The sequence below is a fragment of the Mariniflexile sp. HMF6888 genome (genome assembly GCF_044335535.1).
Classification (GTDB): Bacteria; Bacteroidota; Bacteroidia; order Flavobacteriales; family Flavobacteriaceae; genus Mariniflexile.
In genome coordinates this window covers 433650-451571 of sequence record NZ_JBIQVZ010000002.1, presented here as the reverse complement: position 1 = coordinate 451571, position 17922 = coordinate 433650, and the positions used below count along the sequence as shown (strand labels likewise).

Annotated in this window: 14 protein-coding genes, 1 tRNA gene and 2 pseudogenes; 7 read left to right on the top strand and 10 right to left on the bottom strand. The window is 34.5% G+C overall.

Annotated elements, in window-relative coordinates:
* Nucleotides 1-32: 32 nt before the first annotated feature.
* From ACGLWY_RS07235 to ACGLWY_RS07225, 3 genes and pseudogenes are all read left to right on the top strand, one after another.
* Complete coding sequence (locus ACGLWY_RS07235; RefSeq protein ID WP_396619006.1) at nt 33-1493, top strand: arylsulfatase; 1461 nt, start codon at nt 33-35, stop codon at nt 1491-1493.
* Between the two features lie 148 nt (nt 1494-1641).
* A pseudogene (locus ACGLWY_RS07230) lies at nt 1642-1770 on the top strand (galactose-1-phosphate uridylyltransferase); the annotation flags it as partial.
* A gap of 166 nt (nt 1771-1936) precedes the next feature.
* Nucleotides 1937-4162, top strand: a complete 2226-nt coding sequence (locus ACGLWY_RS07225; protein WP_396619005.1) for a tetratricopeptide repeat protein — start codon at nt 1937-1939, stop codon at nt 4160-4162.
* A gap of 184 nt (nt 4163-4346) precedes the next feature.
* Here the strand turns inward: ACGLWY_RS07225 and ACGLWY_RS07220 are convergent.
* Nucleotides 4347-4715 (bottom strand): annotated as a pseudogene (locus ACGLWY_RS07220) (DUF2461 family protein); the annotation flags it as partial.
* A 47-nt stretch (nt 4716-4762) separates the two neighbouring features.
* On the opposite strand from ACGLWY_RS07220, the gene ACGLWY_RS07215 reads away from it, so the two are divergent.
* Nucleotides 4763-4975, top strand: coding sequence for a transposase (locus ACGLWY_RS07215; RefSeq protein WP_396619004.1), 213 nt, complete (start codon nt 4763-4765; stop codon nt 4973-4975).
* Nucleotides 4976-5087: 112 nt separating this feature from the next.
* Here ACGLWY_RS07215 and ACGLWY_RS07210 read toward each other — a convergent pair.
* Nucleotides 5088-5172, bottom strand: a tRNA-Ser gene (locus ACGLWY_RS07210).
* A gap of 144 nt (nt 5173-5316) precedes the next feature.
* On the opposite strand from ACGLWY_RS07210, the gene ACGLWY_RS07205 reads away from it, so the two are divergent.
* The gene (locus ACGLWY_RS07205; RefSeq protein ID WP_396619003.1) at nt 5317-5946 is read left to right on the top strand and encodes an NAD(P)H-dependent oxidoreductase; all 630 of its coding nucleotides are present in this window, start codon (nt 5317-5319) and stop codon (nt 5944-5946) included.
* 199 nt (nt 5947-6145) lie between these two features.
* Nucleotides 6146-7339, top strand: a complete 1194-nt coding sequence (locus tag ACGLWY_RS07200; RefSeq protein ID WP_396619002.1) for a DegT/DnrJ/EryC1/StrS family aminotransferase — start codon at nt 6146-6148, stop codon at nt 7337-7339.
* A 2-nt stretch (nt 7340-7341) separates the two neighbouring features.
* Here ACGLWY_RS07200 and ribB read toward each other — a convergent pair whose 3' ends face one another.
* From ribB to tpx, 6 genes are all read right to left on the bottom strand, one after another.
* A complete protein-coding gene (gene ribB / locus ACGLWY_RS07195; RefSeq protein ID WP_396619001.1) occupies nt 7342-8487 on the bottom strand; it encodes a 3,4-dihydroxy-2-butanone-4-phosphate synthase in 1146 nt (381 codons plus the stop codon).
* A gap of 31 nt (nt 8488-8518) precedes the next feature.
* Nucleotides 8519-10486 (bottom strand): LptF/LptG family permease, encoded by a 1968-nt coding sequence (locus ACGLWY_RS07190; RefSeq protein WP_396619000.1) that lies wholly within the window; start codon nt 10484-10486, stop codon nt 8519-8521.
* An 81-nt stretch (nt 10487-10567) separates the two neighbouring features.
* A complete protein-coding gene (locus ACGLWY_RS07185; protein WP_396618999.1) occupies nt 10568-11212 on the bottom strand; it encodes an outer membrane lipoprotein carrier protein LolA in 645 nt (214 codons plus the stop codon).
* 10 nt (nt 11213-11222) lie between these two features.
* Nucleotides 11223-13622 carry a DNA translocase FtsK gene (locus tag ACGLWY_RS07180; RefSeq protein WP_396618998.1) on the bottom strand — a complete coding sequence of 800 codons (2400 nt, stop codon included), beginning with the start codon at nt 13620-13622 and terminating at the stop codon, nt 11223-11225.
* Nucleotides 13623-13685: 63 nt separating this feature from the next.
* Nucleotides 13686-14057 (bottom strand): diacylglycerol kinase family protein, encoded by a 372-nt coding sequence (locus ACGLWY_RS07175; protein WP_396618997.1) that lies wholly within the window; start codon nt 14055-14057, stop codon nt 13686-13688.
* Nucleotides 14058-14071: 14 nt separating this feature from the next.
* Complete coding sequence (gene tpx / locus ACGLWY_RS07170; protein ID WP_396618996.1) at nt 14072-14575, bottom strand: thiol peroxidase; 504 nt, start codon at nt 14573-14575, stop codon at nt 14072-14074.
* 502 nt (nt 14576-15077) lie between these two features.
* Here tpx and katG point away from each other — a divergent pair.
* On the top strand, nt 15078-17282 hold the full coding sequence (gene katG / locus ACGLWY_RS07165; RefSeq protein ID WP_396618995.1) for a catalase/peroxidase HPI: 2205 nt from the start codon (nt 15078-15080) through the stop codon (nt 17280-17282).
* A gap of 82 nt (nt 17283-17364) precedes the next feature.
* On the opposite strand, the gene ACGLWY_RS07160 is transcribed toward katG, so the two are convergent.
* The gene (locus ACGLWY_RS07160) at nt 17365-17622 is read right to left on the bottom strand and encodes a DUF6952 family protein (RefSeq protein ID WP_396618994.1); all 258 of its coding nucleotides are present in this window, start codon (nt 17620-17622) and stop codon (nt 17365-17367) included.
* Entirely contained in the window at nt 17603-17917 is a 315-nt protein-coding gene (locus ACGLWY_RS07155) for a thioredoxin family protein (RefSeq protein WP_396618993.1), read from the bottom strand. The genes ACGLWY_RS07160 and ACGLWY_RS07155 overlap by 20 nt, the downstream gene beginning before the upstream one ends.
* Nucleotides 17918-17922: the final 5 nt, after the last annotated feature.

Below are 17922 nucleotides of genomic sequence, written 5' to 3'. Positions count from 1 at the left end.
TTAGAAAAGTAAATTATTAAATAAATTATAGTATGTTAAAAATAAACAACATTTTCAATTCAAGATTTAATTGTATTTCAGTAACATTTCATACTTTAATAATATTCATTATATCTTTTAATGCTTTATCATGTAAGGAATCGAGTACCTTCGCTCAAAAAGTTCTTTATAAAGAATCCAATTCAGAGAAGAAACCTAATATTGTTTTTCTTTTAGCTGATGACATGGGCTATGGGGAATTAGGCTCCTATGGTCAAAAAATAATTAGAACACCATTCTTGGATTCCCTAGCGTCTCAAGGCATGCGGTTTACGGATTTTTATGCGGGAACCTCCGTATGTTCACCTTCAAGAGCCGTATTAATGACGGGTTTACACACGGGTCACGTAACTATTCGTGGCAATGCAGGTAGAATAAATGGTTCATGGAATAGAGTGCCTTTAAAGAAGTCTGAAAAAACAATTGGTGAAATGCTACAAGAAGCAGGTTACCAAACAGCAATGATTGGTAAATGGCATTTAGGTGTGCCTGAAGATATATCCACTTGGGCCAAAAGCAGGGGATTTGATTATGCAGTACAAGAGCAGTGGGGAACAAATAATAAAGGTGATGAAATTGATGAGCGTGTTCATTGGGTTAACAATAATCGGGATTCGGTTTTTTACAATTATAATAACTATAAATGCCTTGATGAATTTAGAACAAATTTTGCTCTTGATTATTTAGACGATAAAAGCACTGACAAGCCGTTTTTTCTTTATATGTCTTACCGTATACCGCACGCCCATGAATTTTTCTTGAGCGAAACAGATTTATATGCTGATAAAATACAAGAGTGGCCTGAAATTGAACGTCGCCATGCTGCTAGAATTACAATGTTGGACTCACAGATACGAAGGCTGTTTAACAAATTAATTGAGATAGGTGAGTTGGATAACACCCTTATTATCTTTAGTAGTGATAACGGTCCCCATAAAGAAAACTACCACGATGATTTATTTTTTAAAAGTTCGGGAGGTTTGAAAGGAAAAAAACGTGACATGTATGAGGGAGGCATACGTGTTCCGATGATTGCTTATTGGAAAGGAAAAATTAGTAAAAACGCAGTGAGCGACCATCAAGCAACGTTCTATGATGTCATGCCAACTTTGGCTGAGGTTGCCAATACTACCATCCCTCACAGAATAGATGGCATCTCGTTCATGCCAGAATTAATAGGCAAACCTCAAAAGCAACACGATTTTTTATATTGGGAAATACAAGAAGGACCTTCCATAGAAGGGTTTAGTCAAGCCGTTCGAAAGGGCAAATGGAAAGCCGTTCGACGAGGGGATAATTATCATACAGAACTTTATAATTTAACAGAAGATTTATTCGAGAAAAATGATATATCATCACAGCACCCTGAAATAGTAGAAAAAGCAAATGCACTTTTTAAGAGTGAAAGTGAAGAAAGTGAGCATTTTCAATATTCTGGAGGGGTCTTCAGATAATAAATTCATAAATCAGAGACCTAGTCGTTCAAAACTTTTATTTCTGAAGCTTACAAAAGGAGTTTAATAAAGAATGCTAGATTTATTACGTTAAATTATTAAATGGAACAGGGGTTATAAACCATTAAAAGTACCATAGATTATCAATATGAATACGGATTTATACGATGATTACCCACATAAGCGATTAAATATACTTACCCGGGAATGGGTGTTGGTCTCACCGCATCGCGTAAAAAAACCTTGGCAAGGGCAGAATGAAGCTGTGTTAAATGAGTAACGACCCAAACATGACGGACATCAAAAACAATACAAGTGAGTTGTGAAGAATTATATTTTTTATTAGAGCAAGCCAAATTAAATGATGTTTTTATTATCAGTCTGGGAGTGTAAAAATAATAGACGTTATTTGTAGTTTTATCATTCATTTTTTTATCAAATTTATGCAACTTCGAATATTTTATTTATTATTTATATGCACTATTTTTTCATGTAAAAAAGAAGAAAGATATGAGAAAATAACAAAGGACAATTCATTTATATCTGCAAAGGCAATTCCAGATAGTCATTTTTTAGGAGACCAAAAATGCAAGGAATGCCACCAAAAAGAGTTTAAGGACTGGCAAGGTTCCGATCATGATAAGGCCATGCAAATAGCAGATAGCAAATCTGTTTTAGCCCATTTTAATGGAGAAAAATTTACAAGCCAAGGAATCACTTCTCATTTTTTTAAAAAAGATGGAGGTTTTTTTGTTAACACGGAAGGCCCTGATGGCAAAAACCATGATTATAGGATTGTTTATACTTTTGGGGTAAGACCATTACAACAATATATTGTAAAATTTCCTGATGGACATTACCAATGCCTTAGAACAGCTTGGGATGTGGTTAAGAAGAAATGGTTTGACCTGTATCCGGATTTTAAAGTGGTGCATTCAGAATGGCTTCATTGGTCCAGAGGAGGCTTAAACTGGAATAATATGTGTTCTGATTGCCATTCTACCAATGTAAGGGAGAACTATGATGAGCAAACAACCAGTTATAACACAAAATACGCTCTCATCAATGTAAGCTGTGAAGCTTGCCATGGACCTGGAAAACAACATGTAGACGATGTCAAAAAATTTGGTGATAAGTATAAAAGCTCAGGCACCATGCATATGACCGTAGGAATGGCACCAAAAGAACTGGTAGACCAATGTGCCAGGTGCCATATGAGACGAGAACAGTTTTCTTCGAATTTCAACTTTGCAGGGACTTTATTAGACCATTATTTCCCGCAATTAATAGAAGAACCTATTTACCATTCAGATGGACAAATCTTGGACGAGGATTATGTATATGGATCTTTTGTTCAGAGCAAAATGTACCAAAACAATGTTGCCTGCAATAATTGCCACAATTCCCATTCCCTAAAGTTACGGTTTGAAGGAAATGCCCTGTGCTTACAATGCCATTTGCCAGAAAAATTCAATACACCTAAACACCATTTTCATGAAGAAAACACAGAAGGTGCCAAGTGTGTAAATTGCCATATGCCTGGCAAATATTATATGGGGAATGATTTTAGAAGGGACCATAGTTTTAGAATACCCAGACCGGACTTAAGTTTAAAATATGGAACTCCCAATGCTTGTTCAGGCTGCCACAAGGATAAAACAGACGAATGGGCTTGGGCTGAGTTTAAGAATTTGTTCGGGCAAGTTGACTCCACCCATTTTTCTGATAAATTAGTCCCTGGAATTTTAGGCGAGCATAATGGAGCTGTAGGCTTATCAGAATTAATAAATGACAAAAAACAATCTGATTTTGTAAGGGCTTCGGCAGTCAAGGCATTATCCCATTACGAAGCAAAAGTGTTGATTGACAAGTTTATATCGTATTTAAATGATGAGTCTGCACTGGTACGTGGAACTGCCTTAGATGTATTGGGTGAAATAAATACTACAGATTACAACAACTACCTTCTCCCTCTTTTAAATGATAACAAGAGGACGGTTCGCATTAAAGCATTTTATAGCCTTGGTGGTTTGCCAGAAACACAAGTGCCAGAAAAATATAAAACCAATTATCAAAAGGTGAAAAGGGAATTTTATGATTACCTAAAAACAAATTCAGATTTTGTAGGAGGACAAGCAAGAAGAGCTAAATATTATTTAAAACAAGGGAATCTCCAAAAAGGAATAGAAGGTTATGAGAAAGCATTGCAAATAGACAATATCAACAATAATGTACGATTGGATTTGGCAAACCTGTATTACAGTAACCAAGAATTCAAAAAATCTGAAGAGGCCTATAAAATGGTTATATTACAAGAACCAAAATATGGGCCTGCTTATTATTCGTTAGGGCTATTATATGCTGAATTGGAACGAACTGATGAAGCAATTGATCAGATGCAAAAAGCAAATCGTTTAATGCCTGAAAACATCAGGGTTTATTACAATTTAGGCTTGCTATATGACAAAATCCAAGAGTCATCCAAAGCAGAAAAAACACTCATTAATGGATTGAAAATTGATTCAAACAACGAAAGTCTGTTGTATGCATTAGCATTTCATTATTATAAGATGGGAGAAATAGAAAAGGCTAAAAACATATTGATGAAATTAGTTCAATTGTATCCAAATAATGCACAGTATAAAAGTTTTTTGCAAAGTTTAAATTAAGAAAGGTTCTTTGGTGTAAAAAATAATAACATGTTCTTATAGACTTTAGTATGCAATTAGGTGAACCATACTTGAGTAATAGTGTTTAAGATATTGTATTACAAGGGTTTAAAATTTTAAGAAAATCATAATTAACATTGTAGAATAAAGAAATTTAAACTCAGTTCTGTGTTGTACACTGGCATTAGTTCTCCAATGCTTCCAACAAAAACTTATTTATGTCTAAGCATTTATTATAATCGTTTAATATGGTTTCCAAAAGTTCAGACTTTAATGCTAAATCAGTTTCATATTTTTTATAAAAAGAAAACGTTTTATTTAATAGTAATGGTTGTATTTCTATTGAATCTTGATATTTGACTGGAATACGTTTATATTTTTCTCCTTTGATTTCACCAAAGGTATTTTTGAAATCAGTGTCATTTATTAGAGCATCAAACTTGCTTAAATTGTTGTGGATGTGTGACCTTATTTTTTCAATTTGATTAGTAGTTAAATTAAAGCAACCGCTGTAAATTCTAAATTCTTCTCCCGATAATTCAAAGTAGAGACCTGGGGTTGTTTTATCATACCGTCCACCAGTACTATCATTGCAGAAACGTGGTTTTTATAAGGCGTTTTAAAGATGTAGAACTAACAAGGTTCAAGGCTTTTAATACTATTGCAAATACAATAACAATAAACTACAGGTCAATACTGAACTACTTCATAAATCGAAGCACAAATGCGTCGGCTGAATCTTTTAATGCCAAAATTAAAGCCTTTAGAGCGCAGTTTAGAGGGGTTAAAAATGTAGAATTTTTTTTAGATTAACCAGAATTTATGCTTAAATCCTATTTAATGGTGATATTTGACATTATTGAAAATTAAAAACCCTGTAAACATTTAATTTACAGGGTTTTATAGGAATTTGATTATTTCCTAGCGGAGAAAGAGGGATTCGAACCCCCGGAGGTGTGACCCTCAACAGTTTTCAAGACTGCCGCATTCGACCACTCTGCCATTTCTCCTTGAGTGCCTCATCAGGTATTCCCTGAATGCGGGTGCAAATATAGAACCCTTTTTTAATTCTTTCAAATAAAATTCTATTTTTTTAAAAATAAATTTCCATGCTTTTACTATTAGCTTATTTTTGTAAAAACTAAAATCAATAAATGGATATTATCAAGCAGCTTAAGTGGCGCTATGCAACAAAGAAGTTCGATGCAACCAAAAAACTATCTTCAGAAAAACTGGATATTTTAAAGCAAGCGTTCAATTTAACAGCAACATCATTCGGGTTACAAACCATCAAATTAATAATTGTAGAGGATGAGTCATTAAGGCAATCCTTAGTCGCACATGCATATAACCAAAAGCAAGTTTTAGAAGCCTCACATTTATTGGTTATTTGCATGCAGGAAGACATTTTGGACACAGACGTTGTTGCTTATTATAATAATATAAAAACCACAAGGAACACCCCTGAGACCATTTTACGACCTTATAGAGAAGACCTCATTAAAATGATGCAAAACATGTCAGTCACAGAACGTCTACAATGGTCCAAAAACCAAGCTTACATTGCGCTAGGTAATTTAATGACAGTTTGTGCTATAGAGGGAATCGATTCCTGCCCAATGGAGGGTTTTTTGCCAGAAGCTATAGATAAGACATTACAATTAAGCAAAATGGGTTTAAAATCGGTATTATTGCTGCCTGTAGGTTATAGAGACGAAACCGATATTTTTGCCAACTTTATTAAAGTTAGAAAATCAATAAACGAAGCAGTAATAGAATTATAATTAATACAAAATATTTGGGCGTTACCGCAAGGGTCGGGTTTTCCGCTATATCTTTCTGCGAAGCAGTCCCGAACTTGTTTCAGGATCTCGCTATCCATATACGTTCGGTTCAATAAATGTGTATTGTTCCTACGTTTCGCAAAAAAAGATGCCGCTGCAACCCCTAACGCAAACACACCAAACACTAAAGAAAATAAATATGCCAGGATTTGAATTATTTGGAGATTTAGAAAGAAACGAAGTAAACGATGTATTAGAAAATGGCGTGCTCATGCGCTACGGATTCGATGGGATGCGTAATGGCCATTGGAAAGCCAAAGAATTGGAAAGGGCATTAGAAACTACTTTTAAAGTAAACCATGCACAATTAGTATCAAGTGGTACCGCAGCCATATCGGTAGCCTTGGCAGTAGCTGGCGTTGGAGCAGGTGATGAGGTTATTTTACCAACCTTTACCTTTGTAGCCAGTTTTGAAGCTGTTATGATGCTTGGTGCCATCCCTGTTTTGGTGGAGATAGACGATACCTTAACACTTAGCCCAAAAGCAGTAGAAGATGCCATCACGCCAAAAACAAAAGCGGTAATGGTAGTCCATATGTGTGGTAGTATGGGACATATAGACGCACTTCAAGATATTTGTAGTAAACACAACCTGTTATTGGTAGAAGACGCCTGTCAAGCCATTGGTGCTACTTATAAAAACAAAGCTCTGGGGAGTATCGGCGATTTGGGGTGTTTCTCGTTCGATTTTGTAAAAACCATTACCTGTGGTGAAGGAGGTGCGGTAATAACAAATAATAAAGATTATTATATTAATTCCGACCATTACAGCGATCATGGACACGATCATATTGGTAATGATAGGGGATTGGAATCACACCCATTTTTAGGGTACAATTTCAGAATTTCAGAACTTCATGCAGCGGTTGGTTTAGCACAAATAAAACGCTTATCTGAAATTTTAAAAGTCCAAAAGTTAAATTATACCATTTTACGAGATGCATTGTCCCAAATTCCTGAAGTAACTTTTAGAACAGTTCCTGAAGGTGGAGAAGAAAACTATAGCTTCTTAAATTTCTTTTTACCAGATTTAGAAACCTCGCTAAAAGTTTCAGAAGCATTTAAAACCCAAGGCATAGATGCTTGTTTTCAATACTATAATAACAATTGGCATTACATTCGGAAATGGGATCATTTAAAAGAGATAAAATCATTATTCCCAATACCTACAGAGGTGAAAAACGGACTGGAATCTCTTAAAATCAAGGAATTTCCACAATCTGACCATTATATTGGTAGAAATCTGTCCTGTTTAATAAAACTATCATGGACAGAAGCCGAAGTAAAAGCCAGAGCGTCTAAAATGGTTGAAATTATTAAAGCATCTTTGTAGTTTTAGTAATTTACATACTCTACAATTTCTAAACTATAACCAATCAAACCAACACGTTTGGTTTGTTTTGTATTAGAAATTAAACGCAGTTTATGAATGTTTAGATCGTGTAATATTTGAGCGCCAATACCAAAATCGCGGGCATCCATATCTATTTTTGGTGCTTTATATACGATATTAGGTTTTTGGTTTTCTTTTATTACAGATAACCTGTTTAGTATGTTCATGGATTGTGATTCTTGATTAATAAAGATGATAGCACCTTTACCTTCATTATTAATCACCTGAAACATATTATTTAATTGGGCATCAACATTATTGGTAAGCGTACCTAAAATATCATTATTTATTAATGTTGAATTTATTCTTGTAAGTACCTCTTCATTATCTTTCCAAGACCCTTTTGTTAAAGCTATATGTATTTGATTATTAGTTGTTTGTTTGTAGGCTCTTAATCTAAAACTTCCAAACCGGGTTTCTATTTCAAAATCTTCTTTTTTCTCAATCAATGAGTCGTGTTGCATTCTGTAGGCCACTAAATCTTCAATGGAGACTATTTTAACATCCAGCTTTTTAGCAACTTTCATGAGTTCTGGCAAACGCGCCATGGTACCATCTTCATTCATGATTTCAACAATAACACCAGCAGGTTTTAAACCTGCAAGTCTTGCAAAATCTATAGCAGCTTCAGTATGCCCTGTACGTCTTAATACACCACCTTCTTTAGCGACTAAAGGGAAAATATGTCCTGGTCTGGCTAAATCAAAGGATTTGGTATTCGGGTCTGTAAGTGCTTTTACGGTTTTGGCTCTATCACTCGCTGAAATTCCTGTTGAAACACCCTGACCTCTTAAATCTACCGAAACGGTAAAGGCCGTTTCCATATGGTCGGTATTGTTGCGCACCATCATGCCTAATTCTAATTCTTTACAACGGTTTTCGGTAAGTGGTGCACATATTAAACCTCGACCTTCAGTGGCCATAAAGTTTATCATTTCAGGGGTTACTTTATCGGCAGCAGCTACAAAATCGCCTTCATTTTCGCGGTTGGCATCATCTACAACTATAATTACTTTACCATTTCTAATGGCTTCAATGGCATCGTGAATGGTATCAAGTTTAAACTTAGGACTCGTGTTTTTTGTCATGGTATCATTAATCATTTTGTAAAGATATTGCTTATTTTAAAGATTCTAAGCAATTTTGCTTTAAGTCTTCCTTCACTTTATCGCCTAAAAACAGATAGGCAATAAAATATAAAGGGATTCCTATAATTATAAGTATTGGGTTTGGCCTTTTCTCTTTTTTGTTAATGTGCTTGTAAAACTTAGAGGCATTAATTAACGATTTTACGTAATAAACCAAATACAACAATAGCGATGTCATACTAAGTTGTATGGAAGCCGATGCTAATGATGGCATTTTATTGTTTTTAAAAACAAAGTGGAGGATAAGTAAAACTACACCAATACTATATAATACGATAGCTAATTTAGCATGATCTTTATAATCTTTTGCAATACGTTCAGAATCATCATAAATAGTATTTATTTCCAAACCTTCGTCTCGCAATTGTTTTTTGGTTAGGCCTCGCTCATTTAATATTTTTAAAGCTTCATACCGGCTATCTTCTAAATGCCCAAGAGTTTCATAGTTATTGATAACATCAATTAATTCGTCATTTTTATAAGATGAAAGAAACTTATAATCAATACTATCTTTTTCTTTTATATTGAGCATTTTCTTAATGGGTTCAATAAGGCCATCAAAATCAAACAAGCCTTTGTCGGCAGTAGCACGTCGTGTTAAAAAGATACCGAGAGGCAACATTACGAGTGTAGAAAACCAACTCGCCAATATAGGGTTGAAACTTCCATTTTTTGCACTGTTTGTTGCAAAAATACCTATAAAATGGTAGGTTAAAAAGAGTATAATGGCTATAACCATGGGTAGGCCTATACCACCTTTACGTATCAAAGCACCAAGTGGAGCGCCTACAAAGAATAAAATAATACAGGCAAAGCCTAGGGCAAATTTTTCGTGTAAAGAAATGATATGTTTATTTAACCATTCTTTAGAACTTTTTCTAGTAGCTTCATTTGTTTTAATAACTTGTTTAGAGCTTGTTACGGTTTTTAAGGAAGCATCAACCAACTCGTATTTTTCTTTAGTGTTGAAAATATCTAAAATAGGACCTAAGTATGTAGAATCGGCAACTTTTTTTTCTTTTCTCTTGATTGCAATAACGTTAGAGCGTTGAAACAAATTTTTTGATAGTATTTCGTGGGATGTTATTTCTTTTTTAGATAAAGAATCGATGGTTTTATGTAAACCAACCACATCGAGCATATTGTATTTATCTGTTTGGGATTGTTCATCAAAATCGACATTGTTCATTTGTGACAAATCGATATTTATAATATACTTTTCAAAAGAGCTTTTAGCAAAAGGCTTTTTGTTTCTGGATTTTATGTTATTGGTAGATACATCGGTATAATAATTCCCGTCTAATAAAATAAGCTTTAAAACATTGGAATCTTTTTCATTGGCAAGTTCACCGCTTTTGGATTTTATGGTTGTGGCATTGGTTCTGCCATCACTGCCTTTAACATGAATGGTTACATTATCAAGATATTGGTCTCTATCACCATGCTTATCTTCAAACTTAATATTGTATGAGGTTCCTTCAACTTCATTAAACTGTCCTTTAGCAAGTAACATAGCAGGTTTTAGTTTGGCTATGTTGGTGCGTAAGTTAAAAGAATTAAGTTCTGCCCAAGGAATAACGTTATTGGAAAAGAAAAAGGTAACGATTCCCAGTATAACAATAAAAATACTAAGACCAGACATAGCACGTTGAAGCGAAATACCTGTAGATTTCATAGCAGCAAACTCGTAGTTTTCAGCAAAACTGCCAAATACCATAATAGAAGCCAAAAGGATGGTTAGTGGTAATACTAGCGGTATAAGTTTGGGCATGAAATAAAACAAAAACTTAAAGATGACGACTATGTCTAAATCTTTGCCAGATAGTTCTCTAATATATAGCCAGATGGTTTGTAAAACAAAAATCAGCATGAGTATAATAAACACGCTGAAAAAAGTTTTAAGGTAAGTGGTTAGTATGTATCGGTCTAGTATTTTCACCCTTTGAATTTCAATAATATAATTATCAAATCGGCTTTATTTTAAGCAGATTATATGCCAAGTAAATACAATAACTTGAGTTTAATTAAGCTTATTAATATAATAGCCTTTGTATTTATTGGCATCAAAGGTAAATAAGGTTTTTGATAAAGGCTCGTTTGTTTTAAAAGAATTAACGGTTAATGTGGTTTTTGTGCCGTTTTTGCCAATTTGCATTAAGTTGTAAATGTGTTTTGTTTGGTTGTCTATCCCTAAAAGAATGTATTTTATTTCAGATTTAGAATCAATTGGGGTCAGTTTTACCAATTGTATTTTTCTACCGTTTATATTTTGCACAATATCCATGGCGTAGGTATAGCCATCTTCATAAAAAGATAACATTTTGCTAGGTGTTATGGCGCCTTCATCAGTTTCACTTTCAGATGAAATAGTAACTTCTTCATCTTCAATGCTAATACTGTAAAGTTTTTTTCCATCAAAAAGGCGTGTTACACCAAGTATATTCAGTTTATACTTTTCACCTTGCATAATAACATCCCCTTTAGTTTCTTGTTTTATTTTTTCGGCAGTATTTTCTAAAACATATTTGAATTCTATAGAAATATTATCATAGCTTTTTACTTTTTGAGAGACTTGATTTAAAAGTGTTTTAGCTTTATTTTGGGCAAAACCATTAAGCGATGCTGCTGTTATTATTAAAGCCAATAGGATATTCTTAATTCTCATTTTATTTTTATTATAAAGTTTCATTTTCTAAATGTTTATCCAAAGCCGTTAAGTCGGTTATTAACACCTGTCTTGCTTTACTGCCTTCAAACGGCCCTACGATACCTGCGGCTTCTAATTGGTCAATTAATCTACCGGCACGATTATAGCCTAATTTCAATTTTCGTTGCAATAAAGAGGCAGAACCTTGTTGTGCTGTAACTATAACTTCGGCAGCTTCCCTAAATAATTTATCTCGGTCTTCTATATCTATATCAAGACTTGTGCCATTTTCCTCACCAACAAATTCAGGAAGCAAATAGGCTTCTGGGTATGCTTTTTGTGACCCGATATAATCGGTAATTTTTTCAACTTCGGGTGTGTCAACAAAAGCACATTGTACACGAATTAAATCGTTGCCTTGTGTGAATAACATATCACCACGACCTATAAGTTGGTCGGCACCTGAACCATCCAAAATAGTTCTAGAATCTATTTTTGAGGTTACTCTAAATGCGATACGTGCCGGGAAATTGGCTTTAATAATACCTGTAATAACGTTTACCGACGGACGTTGCGTAGCAATAATTAAGTGAATACCAATGGCACGTGCTAATTGCGCTAAACGAGCAATAGGGGTTTCAACCTCTTTACCGGCTGTCATAATTAAATCGGCAAACTCATCGACCACTAAAACAATGTATGGTAAAAATTGATGACCATCGTTAGGGTTTAATTTACGAGCTTTGAATTTTACATTGTATTCGGCAATGTTTCTACATAAAGCATTTTTTAATAACTCGTAGCGGTTATCCATTTCAATACATAATGAATTTAATGTATTGATTACTTTGGTATTATCGGTTATAATAGCATCTTCACTATCGGGCAGTTTAGCTAAATAATGACGCTCAATTTTATTAAAAAGGGTTAACTCAACTTTTTTAGGATCTACTAAAACAAATTTTACTTCGGCTGGATGCTTTTTGTAAAGTAATGAGGTAAGTACTGCATTCAATCCTACGGATTTTCCTTGTCCGGTTGCACCTGCCATAAGCAAGTGGGGCATTTTAGCTAAATCAACCACAAAAGTTTCGTTGCTAATGGTTTTTCCTAAAGCAATAGGCAATTGCATATCAGATGTTTGAAACTTTTTCGAGGCAATTACTGAACGCATGGATACAATAGTAGCATTCTTATTAGGTACTTCAATACCAATAGTTCCTTTTCCAGGAATTGGCGCAATGATACGAATACCTAGTGCAGAAAGTGATAAGGCAATATCGTCTTCTAAATTTTTTATTTTTGAAATTCGAATACCAGCATCGGGTACAATTTCATATAGGGTGACTGTTGGTCCAATAGTTGCCTTTATACTCGCAATGCCAATATTGTAGTTTTTTAAGGTTTCTACAATTTTATTTTTATTTTCTTCTAATTCTTCTTGGTTGATAGTAATACCTTCGGAATCATATTTTTTAAGAAGGTCTAACGGAGGGAATTGGTATTTTGATAATTCGAGTGTGGGGTCGAATAGCCCAAAATCTTCAACTAATTTATCCGAAAGGTTGTTGGTTTCAGATTGCTCTTCGGCTACTTTCTCAACTTCTATTTCTAAGTCTAAATTATCATCTTCAAGATCTTCTTTTATGGGGGTTTTAACTACTAAAGGTGCTGTTTCAGTAACAAGATTTGCTTCTTTTTTTGGAGCAGATTCAGTATCTTCTAAAGGAATTTTGAAAGCCGATTTAATAGCAGTAGCTTCTTCTGACAGGTTATTATCTAAAGCAATAATTGATTCATCACCATCTGGATTGTAAAAATCATCTTTGATCTTACTTTTTGCCGATTTGAAAATAGTTGTAAAACTTTCGAAAGTGACTTTAAATCGAATAGCTAAATAGGTAATCAATCCAAATAAGAGCAGGAGTGAAGTACCTATTTTTCCTATGTAATCTTGAAGGAACATATTAACTTCAAAACCAATGGTACCACCAAGCACATCGTTTGTGTTTCCAAAAAAACCGAATAAAATGGATAGCCAAATGACAATAAACATACCCCAAAACCAGTGTGTTCTTAGTTTGGCTTTACTAAGATTCATTAAAACATAAATCCCCGATAAAAATATAAGTCCAGAAATTATGAATGAAGCAACCCCAAACCCACGCTGAATGAAGAAGTCACTTAACCAAGCACCAGATTTACTCACCCAATTTTCTGTTTTCACACCGCGTGATGCAAAATTAGATAAACTACTTTGGTCTGCCTCACCAGTAAAAAGAAACGAAAGAAATGCCATGAAAAGTATAAAGCCAAAGATGACTAAAAAGCTACCAAATACCAGTCTTTGCTGGCTCGATAACTTAAAACTTGGCATTTTAAATTTTTTTCTTGGTTGTTTGTTGGTGTCGTTTTTTTTCTTCGCCATTAATGCACTGTTAGTTTAAACAAAAATACAAATTACTAACGGTTAACCTATAGGTTATAGTATTTAAAAAATCTTTGGTAAATAGATAATAAATCCGATAATAATAGCAAAAATAGAAGAAAAAAATACCGCACCAGCAGCTATATCTTTTATTAAGCCGATTTTGTTATGATGCTCTGGATGAATAAAATTAGCCATTTCTTCTATTGCCGTATTAATGCCTTCCATACTCATAACCAAACCTATTGCCAGTAGTTGCGAAATCCATTCGTTTAAAGAAATGTCAAAAAAGAATCCTGCAGCTGTAACAAGTAAGGCTATTGTAAACTGAACTTTTACGCTAGCTTCATTCCTTAAAAGCATGATAGCACCTTTAAAAGCGTAACCAACACTTTTTATTCGGTTAACAACAAAGGGGGATTCTTTTTTGGTCATTTAATCTTATTCAATTAAGCGTGTAAAGCTTCTAATGCCGCCTTGTAATTAGGTTCGTCTACGATTTCAGCAACTTGTTCGGAATATAAAACAGTACCATTTTCATCTAAAACAACGACGCATCTCGAGTGTAATGCTTCTAGAGGACCTGTAATAAAGTTTAATCCGTATGCTTTTCCAAAGCTTCCGTCTTTGTAATCAGATAGGCTTATAACATTATTTAATCCTTCAGCACCACAAAAACGATTTAGAGCGAAAGGTAAATCATGGGATATACAAAGCACTTTTGTGTTTTCCAGTTCACTGGCTTCTTGATTAAACTGTCTTACAGATTGTGCACAAGTACCAGTATCAACACTTGGGAAAATGTTCAAAACTAATTTACTTCCAGCAAAATCACTTAAACTTTTTGAAGATAAATCGGTTGCTGTTAATGTGAAATCAGGTGCTTTTGCTCCAACTTTAGGTAGTTCTCCAGAGGTTTTTATAGGGTTTCCTTTTAATGTTACTGTAGCCATTCTATTGTTTTTAAATTATGGTATAAAAATAGTAATTATTAAGTCTTAAGTTGAAATAGGGCTTATAATTTTTAAATTCATTTGTTAATATTCTGTTAAAGGATTGGTTTTTGAAAACCTACACTTATTAAGATTTTACACTTATTTTGAATGAGATTCTCACCTTCGTGGGGATAAATAAAAAATATTGTCATAAAAAATCAAATTTATTTACTGCTACTGTTTTTGCAATCATACTCTTTGTTGGTTAAGGTTTAACAACTCAAAATAAAATGATGAAAGGAGATATTAAAATGGCTGGTATGTACTACTAAGTACCTAAGTTAGATTAGTTAAAATCTGCTTCATTTATTTGAAGTTGTTTTTTTGTTTTTATAGGGTTGATAATTATCACAAATAAATTTTGTCAATTATTACATAATTTATATAGATAAGGTTATGCTGTTTTTTATTTGGTAATTCTTAACTTTAGGGTATTCAGAATAATATAAAAATTTTAAAAATGGAAAATAGTAAGCATTCAAGTGTATCTGGAGAAAAGTGTCCGTTTTCAGGGGCTGCTCCGAAGCAAGCTGCTGGAGGTGGTGCGAAAAATCTAGACTGGTGGCCCAATAGATTGAAATTAAACATACTGCGTCAGCATTCAGCCTTATCTAATCCTATGGGAGATGGATTTAGTTACGCCGAAGCGTTTAAAAAAATAGATTTTAACGCGTTAAAGAAAGACTTAACAGATTTAATGACTGATTCACAAGATTGGTGGCCAGCAGATTATGGCCATTACGGAGGGCTATTTATCCGTTTAGCTTGGCATAGTGCCGGTACGTATCGTATAGGTGATGGTCGTGGAGGTGCAGGTGCAGGTCAACAACGTTTTGCACCGCTCAACAGTTGGCCAGATAATGCGAGTCTCGATAAAGCACGGAGACTACTTTGGCCAATAAAACAGAAGTATGGTAAAAAAATATCATGGGCAGACCTTATGGTATTATCGGGCAATGTAGCTTTGGAATCGATGGGATTTAAAACGTTTGGTTTTGCAGGTGGTCGTGAAGATGTTTGGGAACCGGAAGAAGATGTATATTGGGGTTCCGAAAATACTTGGTTGGATGATAAAAGGTATACTGGTGAACGTGATTTGGAAGATCCCCTTGCCGCTGTGCAAATGGGATTGATTTATGTGAATCCCGAAGGACCTAACGGTAATGGTGATCCACTTTCGGCTGCTGTAGACATTAGAGAAACCTTTAAGCGTATGGCTATGAATGACGAAGAAACCGTGGCTCTTATTGCAGGAGGCCATTCGTTTGGTAAGACCCATGGTGCAGCAGATCCTGGGCAGTATGTAGGTGTTGAACCGGAAGCAGCAGCTATTGAAGAGCAAGGTTTTGGTTGGAAAAATACTTATAAATCTGGAAAGGGGCCTGACGCTATTACAGGTGGGCCTGAAGTTATTTGGACACAAACCCCAACAAAATGGAGCAATCTCTTTTTTGAAAACTTGTTTGGTTATGAATGGGAACAAACAAAAAGTCCAGCAGGAGCCATACAATGGGTAGCTAAAAATGCAGAAGCGACCATTCCAGATGCTTTTGATGCATCTAAAAAGCATCTGCCTACTATGTTAACTACCGATTTATCTTTGCGTTTTGACCCTGCTTATGAAAAGATATCGAGACGTTTTTATGAAAATCCTGATGAATTTGCAGATGCTTTTGCAAAGGCTTGGTACAAGTTAACACATCGTGATATGGGACCAATAGCACGTTATTTGGGACCAGAAGTACCTAAAGAAGAACTTATTTGGCAAGATCCTATTCCTGCTGTTAACCATAAATTGATAGATAAAAATGATGTCGCCAGTTTGAAAGCTAAAATATTAAATTCAGGTTTATCGGTATCTGAGTTGGTATCTACAGCTTGGGCATCGGCATCAACGTTTCGTGGTTCTGATAAACGTGGTGGTGCCAATGGTGCACGTATCCGTTTAGTACCTCAAAAAGATTGGGAAGTGAATAATCCTTCTCAGTTAGCAAAAGTTTTAGGGGTGATTGAAGGCATACAAAAAGAATTTACCAATGGTGATAAAAAAGTATCTATAGCCGATTTAATTGTACTGGCAGGTTGTGCAGGCGTTGAAAAAGCGGCACAAAATGCAGGATATACTATAGAAGTGCCTTTTACACCAGGACGTATGGACGCATCGCAAGAGCAAACAGAGGTAGATTCCTTTAAATACTTAGAACCTTATGCTGATGGATTTAGAAACTATCGTAAAACAAAGTTTGATGTGTCAACCGAGGAATTATTGATTGATAAAGCACAACTTTTAACATTAACCGCACCTGAAATGACGGTTCTTGTCGGTGGTATGCGTGTATTGGGTACAAACTTTAATCAATCTAAAAACGGTGTATTTACAAATAAACCAGAAACGCTTACTAACGATTTCTTTGTGAATTTATTAAGTATGGGTACTGAATGGAAAAAATCTTCAGAATCTGATGAAGTTTTTGAAGGACGTGATAGAAAAACAGGGACCCTGAAATGGACGGGAACGAGAGCCGATTTAATTTTCGGATCAAACTCTGAGTTACGTGCTATTGCCGAGGTTTACGCTTGTGAAGATTCAAAAGAAAAATTTGTAAATGATTTTGTTACTGCTTGGAATAAAGTAATGAATCTGGATCGTTTTGATTTAGATTAACATCAGAGATCATTTAAAGAAATATAAAAGCCACTTTTTAAATTACGAAAAGTGGCTTTTTAAATGCTTAAAATAATTTACATTATTTATCTATAGAACCTAAAACCCTACTCATAAAGTTATTAAGAGCATCTTTTTTAGGGGTACCGTCTTTAATCATTTTATTAACTTCAACAGCACCATACATATTGGAAATAAGCTCTCCAATAACGTCCAATTCTTCATCTTTTAACGATGGTACTTCTGTTAATGCTTCTAAAGTTTCAATGGTTTCTATGATGAAATCTTCATCATTGTCTTCAATAAACTGTGTTAAATGCTTAATTACTGGTAACTTCATCAACTAATTCTTTTAAAACTTCGAATTTATTTGTTTGAACTTGATTTACAAAAGCACCGTTTTTGAATGTTGCAAACGTAGGTAAATTATCCACAGTCGCTAATTTTCTAGATTCCGGAAACTTTTCGGCATCGGCCATAACAAATGTAATGGTTTCATTTTCTGTTGCTAGCTTTTTAAATTTTGGCTTCATAATGCGGCAATTACCACACCAACTAGCAGAATACTGAACAATTACGGTACCGTTATTTGATACCAATTCGGTTAAGTTATCTTGTTCTAATTCTTTAAGCATATTAA

Bases quoted from the DNA above. Each gene is read 5' to 3' on its own strand.
- ACGLWY_RS07235 (WP_396619006.1), top strand. From the start codon at position 33: ATGTTAAAAATAAACAACATTTTCAATTCAAGATTTAATTGTATTTCA.
- ACGLWY_RS07225 (WP_396619005.1), top strand. From the start codon at position 1,937: ATGCAACTTCGAATATTTTATTTATTATTTATATGCACTATTTTTTCA.
- ACGLWY_RS07205 (WP_396619003.1), top strand. From the start codon at position 5,317: ATGGATATTATCAAGCAGCTTAAGTGGCGCTATGCAACAAAGAAGTTC.
- ACGLWY_RS07200 (WP_396619002.1), top strand. From the start codon at position 6,146: ATGCCAGGATTTGAATTATTTGGAGATTTAGAAAGAAACGAAGTAAAC.
- ribB (WP_396619001.1), bottom strand. From the start codon at position 8,487: ATGACAAAAAACACGAGTCCTAAGTTTAAACTTGATACCATTCACGAT.
- ACGLWY_RS07185 (WP_396618999.1), bottom strand. From the start codon at position 11,212: ATGAGAATTAAGAATATCCTATTGGCTTTAATAATAACAGCAGCATCG.
- ACGLWY_RS07180 (WP_396618998.1), bottom strand. From the start codon at position 13,622: ATGGCGAAGAAAAAAAACGACACCAACAAACAACCAAGAAAAAAATTT.
- ACGLWY_RS07175 (WP_396618997.1), bottom strand. From the start codon at position 14,057: ATGACCAAAAAAGAATCCCCCTTTGTTGTTAACCGAATAAAAAGTGTT.
- tpx (WP_396618996.1), bottom strand. From the start codon at position 14,575: ATGGCTACAGTAACATTAAAAGGAAACCCTATAAAAACCTCTGGAGAA.
- katG (WP_396618995.1), top strand. From the start codon at position 15,078: ATGGAAAATAGTAAGCATTCAAGTGTATCTGGAGAAAAGTGTCCGTTT.
- ACGLWY_RS07160 (WP_396618994.1), bottom strand. From the start codon at position 17,622: ATGAAGTTACCAGTAATTAAGCATTTAACACAGTTTATTGAAGACAAT.
- ACGLWY_RS07155 (WP_396618993.1), bottom strand. From the start codon at position 17,917: ATGCTTAAAGAATTAGAACAAGATAACTTAACCGAATTGGTATCAAAT.